Here is a 4,074-nt window from a genome sequence, read left to right on the forward strand (position 1 = left end):
CGTTGATGGTTAGAGGCAGACCGGCCGCGCGCGCGCGGCCGGTCTGCCTCTAACCATCAACGCGCCGATCCATCGCCATAACATCGAGGAGGTGCCGGAATTCATCGATCTCGCCCTTTCGTTGGGCGCGGAGAGGCTCGAGATCGCCAATGTGCAATATGCCGGCTGGGCGTTAACCAATCGCGATCAACTGATGCCGGAGCGTGAAGCGGTCGATAGGCAGGCGGAGATCGTCGCGGAGGCACAGGAGCGGTTGGCCGGCATCATCAACATCGATTTTGTGACGCCGGACTATTTCGCGATCTATCCCAAGCCGTGCATGGGCGGCTGGGCGCGGGACGCCTTCATGGTGACGCCTGACGGCACCGTACTGCCCTGCCATGCCGCACAGACGATCCCGTCGCTCAGCTTCGAGCGTTTCGAACCACGCAGGCTGTCCTCGATCTGGGCCGATTCCCCGGCGTTCAATGCCTTTCGCGGTACGGACTGGATGCAGGAGCCATGCCGCGGCTGTGAGCGGCGCGAGATCGACTGGGGCGGCTGCCGCTGCCAGGCGATGGCGATCGCCGGCGATGCCGCTGCAACGGACCCGGCTTGCGCGAAATCGCCGATCCATGCTCGCATGGCAATGCTGATCGACGAAGCCAAGCGCATTGCCACAGTTCCTTCGAGAGAAGAAGCATTCGTCTACCGGCGGATCGGTGCGGTGACCGAATCCGCCTGACCTGGCGAGAAAGCGCTTCTCACCCCCTCGGCAAGACGCGTAGCGTCTGCTCGTCAAACAATGGCTCGTCCTGGCCGATGCGCACAAAAAGCAGGCTGTACCCCTCACCCGCGGGCACCTCGAAATACTGCATGCCGTCAGGCATTTCACCCCAGTCGCCGCAGGGCGGTTCGGGAATCTCGTCGGAGCTGGCAAGTGCTTTCAGCTCTTTCGCATAGGCGGCGTCGGGGCTGAATGTGTAGCGTTTGACGCCGGCGGGTACCGTGCCCTCGGTGTAAGGCGCCAGCACACAGCGGGCGCTGACGGCCTTGTCGGTCTTTTCCAGGAACAGGCGCTGCAACGCAGCCTCGGCGGTTTCGCCAGGCTTGATGTCAAAGACCTCGACAAGAGGGTCAGCCGCGCCGCCGTCGCTGTATTTGATGGCGAGCGCTTTGCCGGCGAATTCGAAATGGATCTGGCGGAAGCCGAAATCGCAGCGCTGCGTCCAGGCGGCCAGCCCGACAGTTTTGTCAGACAATTTTTCCCAGGCGCATTTGTCGATGGGCGGGCGCGACGGCGCCGGCTCGTCCGCCATGGCTGGTATCGTCGCGGATGCAAGCAGGGCACTGGCCCAGATGGTCGATCGCACGCTATTCATCGCTGCATCCTGTTAAAATGAAGGCGTCCCAGGCCGAACCGCCTGGATTGGCATTGGCGAAATCGGCTCCTTCGGTGAAAGCCACGCCGAAACCGGGCAAGAGCAGCCCTCTCGGCGCCGGTGTCGCTTCGCGCGAATTCAACTGCTCGGCGCCGCCGCCGGTCAAGGCATAGACCTGGCCCTCCCATAGCCTGCACAATCCGCTACCGTCCTGCAGGCCGCCTTCCCGGTCGTCGTCGGTGCAGGCGTGGCGAATGGTGCCGAGCGGGAAGGAATTCTTGCCGTTGGTCCAGGTGATGTCGGCGGGCAGGCTCGTGCCGGCTTTGGGCACGGCCAGCGAAAACACTTCGGCCGTCAGCGCCGCCGGCTCGTTGGCGAGCGGCCGGAATTGCACGACGGCACCCGAGCGCGGCTCCTGATAGGTGGCGTGACTCAGGAGGCATTCTTTTGCCAAGGCCGCCTGCATCGGGCCGAGCAGGCCCAGGAGGAAAAAGGCCAGTATGCGGGTGATCATCCAATGTCTCTGGGAAAGCGTTGAGTCGGCCCGCACAGTCGCATCATCCGCGCAAAAGCATAGCAAAATCCGGAACGGCGGCGTTTGTCCGCTCCTGGACAAAACTTGTCCACGCAAAATCCCACCAGCCTGTATGGTCGAGCGCACTGATCGAAGGAGTGGTGATGCGGCGTTTGGTGATGACGACGGCAATATCCGCATTCGCCGGTGGCTCCGCGCTGGCGGCGCCGCCTTATGTTGGGACATGGTCTAGCGACAGGCTGAACTGCCACGCGGCTCCCGACATCCAACGCGAGACTGTGTTCACAGTGGACCAGGCGTCGCTGTCGTTCCCCGATCTCGGCTGCGAGCAGGCGACATTTCGCAAAAGCTCGACCGGTTGGGTGGTGCATGCCAGCCAATGCTACGGTTCCGACCCGTCGATCGAGGAGCCGTTCGCGCGTGTCATCCATATCGTCAGGCATGGGGCCACGCTGCGGTTCACCTGGCCTGGCTTCGACAGCGGACCGCTCGTCCGCTGTTGAAGGCGTCCGGCGCCTCAGACCAGGCCGACCAGAAAGGCGGCGCCACCGAGAAAGCCTGCCGAGCAGATCCATAACAGCCAGAGCCCCCGTACCCGGCATTCCAGCACCGCCGAGCCGGGGTTGGCGGGGTCATAGTGGACGTCGACCTTGCTGCCTTCGACATACTGCCGTGCCTGGCCGCCGACGAGGCCGGGCAACGAAGCCGTCACGGTTCCGCCGAAGGTCACACGATCGGCGCTGTAGCGCTGGCCGGCGACGTCATAGGAGTAGACGATGCGGGATTTGAAGACGGTGCGCCAGCGACCATGGCCAGAATGGTTTCGGAGCGCCTGCAGGCCCGAGTTATCGATGCGGCCGGCAGTGACCGGCCATTTTGCCGCCTGCTCGGCCAGCGATCTCTGGACGAAGCCCATGCGCAAGGCAAACAGGCCCATGAACAGCAGCAGCGCTCCCGCGCCGAGGTTTTGCGGCTTGGGCAAATGCGGCCTGATCGCCTCCAGGACGCCGCCGACGGAAAACACCAGCACAAGCGCGCCGACCACCAGCCCGGCCGAGAGCTGGATCATGAACTTGAAGGCGCCTTCGGGCATGGTGCGCTCGATCACGGCTTTGCTCGGATCGGCCGGATTGTAGAAGACAGTCACCTCCGCGCCGCGGGGAAACTGGGCAAGGGTTTCGGTGACTTCGAAATTCCCCAAATTCTCCTTCACGCTGTAGCGCGAGCTTTGAAATTTCTTGCCGCCGACCTTGTATTCGAAGGTGATCGCCGGAAAATTGCGCATTTCGGTCGTATCAGTGCTGTCCGAACCAACGCCCGAGCTTCTGACCTCGCGTGCCTCGACGCGCGACGAGATGATCTTTCCCGGCGTCGGCAGCCAGCGGCTGAGTGCCTTCACCTCTCGCCATTTCATGAAGGTGATGAACGACAGCGCGCCCGCGACCACGCAGGCAAAGCCGACAAGCATGATCTTGAGTTCCAACTCGTCTCCCCCCAGGAGTGCAGGAACCCGCACATAGACAGCATGGCGGCGGCAATGTCTTGTATTTTCGCAAATCTGAAAAGGCTGAGCAGCGCAAACGGCAACAGCCCACGCCGCGTTATGCAGGCTTCACGGCCAGGAACGTGTTCCATTCTTCGCTATTGCGGCCGACGTTGAAATCGTCCCTGATAAGGACCAGCCCGGCGCCTTCGAGATGGGCGGCGAAGTCGTCCCTGCGCCAGTAGACCATGTGATATTCGCCTGATCTCTCGCCGTCGCCATTGCGCATCGAGACGAGGAAGGCGCCGCCCGGGCGCAGCGACCCGGCTATCTTGGCAAGCACCTGGTCGGTCTGGTCGCGAGGCACGTGGATCAGGACGCATAGGGCAAGGACCGCGTCGTAGGGGCCGCCGAGATCATCGGTGATGAGATCGAGCAACTCGCCATGCTTACCACGCGCGGCCTGCAGCTCGAGAAACCGCTTGGTGGCGTCGGTGCGCCGAACCTTGACGCCCAAATTTTCCAGAAAATCCGCATCGTATCCGGCTCCGGACCCGACTTCCAAAATCCGGCCACCTGTGCCGGCGATTGCCACCAGGCGCTTGAGCGATGCCTGCTCCCTCTCGTTGGGAACATGGCGCACGATGGCATCATATTGTTCCGCATAATCCTCGTAAGCGCTGATCGTTTGACGG

5 protein-coding genes and 1 pseudogene are annotated in these 4,074 nt (G+C 62.8%); 2 read left to right on the plus strand and 4 right to left on the minus strand.

From position 1 onward, the window contains the following. Positions 1-34: 34 nt before the first annotated feature. Positions 35-724 (plus strand): annotated as a pseudogene (locus EN884_RS28085) (SPASM domain-containing protein); the annotation flags it as partial. A gap of 19 nt (positions 725-743) precedes the next feature. On the opposite strand, the gene EN884_RS28090 reads toward EN884_RS28085, so the two are convergent. Next, entirely contained in the window at positions 744-1,361 is a 618-nt protein-coding gene (locus EN884_RS28090) for a hypothetical protein (RefSeq protein ID WP_063167841.1), read from the minus strand. After that, positions 1,354-1,875, minus strand: a complete 522-nt coding sequence (locus EN884_RS28095; RefSeq protein WP_013532080.1) for a hypothetical protein — start codon at positions 1,873-1,875, stop codon at positions 1,354-1,356. Before EN884_RS28095 ends, EN884_RS28090 begins: the two co-directional genes overlap by 8 nt. A gap of 164 nt (positions 1,876-2,039) precedes the next feature. Between EN884_RS28095 and EN884_RS28100 the strand changes: the two genes are divergently transcribed. Next, the gene (locus EN884_RS28100) at positions 2,040-2,399 is read left to right on the plus strand and encodes a hypothetical protein (protein ID WP_013532081.1); all 360 of its coding nucleotides are present in this window, start codon (positions 2,040-2,042) and stop codon (positions 2,397-2,399) included. 14 nt (positions 2,400-2,413) lie between these two features. Here EN884_RS28100 and EN884_RS28105 read toward each other — a convergent pair whose 3' ends face one another. Both EN884_RS28105 and EN884_RS28110 read right to left on the minus strand, forming a co-directional pair. After that, positions 2,414-3,379: a DUF3592 domain-containing protein gene (locus EN884_RS28105; RefSeq protein WP_224619575.1), complete on the minus strand. Its 966-nt coding sequence runs from the start codon at positions 3,377-3,379 to the stop codon at positions 2,414-2,416. 118 nt (positions 3,380-3,497) lie between these two features. Then, positions 3,498-4,074 (minus strand): class I SAM-dependent methyltransferase (locus EN884_RS28110; RefSeq protein ID WP_164895190.1); only part of this gene is annotated, 577 nt, incomplete at its 5' end.

This window comes from Mesorhizobium sp. M7A.F.Ca.AU.001.01.1.1 (genome assembly GCF_004022735.1).
Classification (GTDB): Bacteria; Pseudomonadota; Alphaproteobacteria; order Rhizobiales; family Rhizobiaceae; genus Mesorhizobium; species Mesorhizobium ciceri.

What these genes read in the sequence shown, in the direction of transcription:
- EN884_RS28090 (WP_063167841.1), bottom strand. Translation starts at nt 1,361, where the DNA reads ATGAATAGCGTGCGATCGACCATCTGGGCCAGTGCCCTGCTTGCATCC.
- EN884_RS28095 (WP_013532080.1), bottom strand. Translation starts at nt 1,875, where the DNA reads ATGATCACCCGCATACTGGCCTTTTTCCTCCTGGGCCTGCTCGGCCCG.
- EN884_RS28100 (WP_013532081.1), top strand. Translation starts at nt 2,040, where the DNA reads ATGCGGCGTTTGGTGATGACGACGGCAATATCCGCATTCGCCGGTGGC.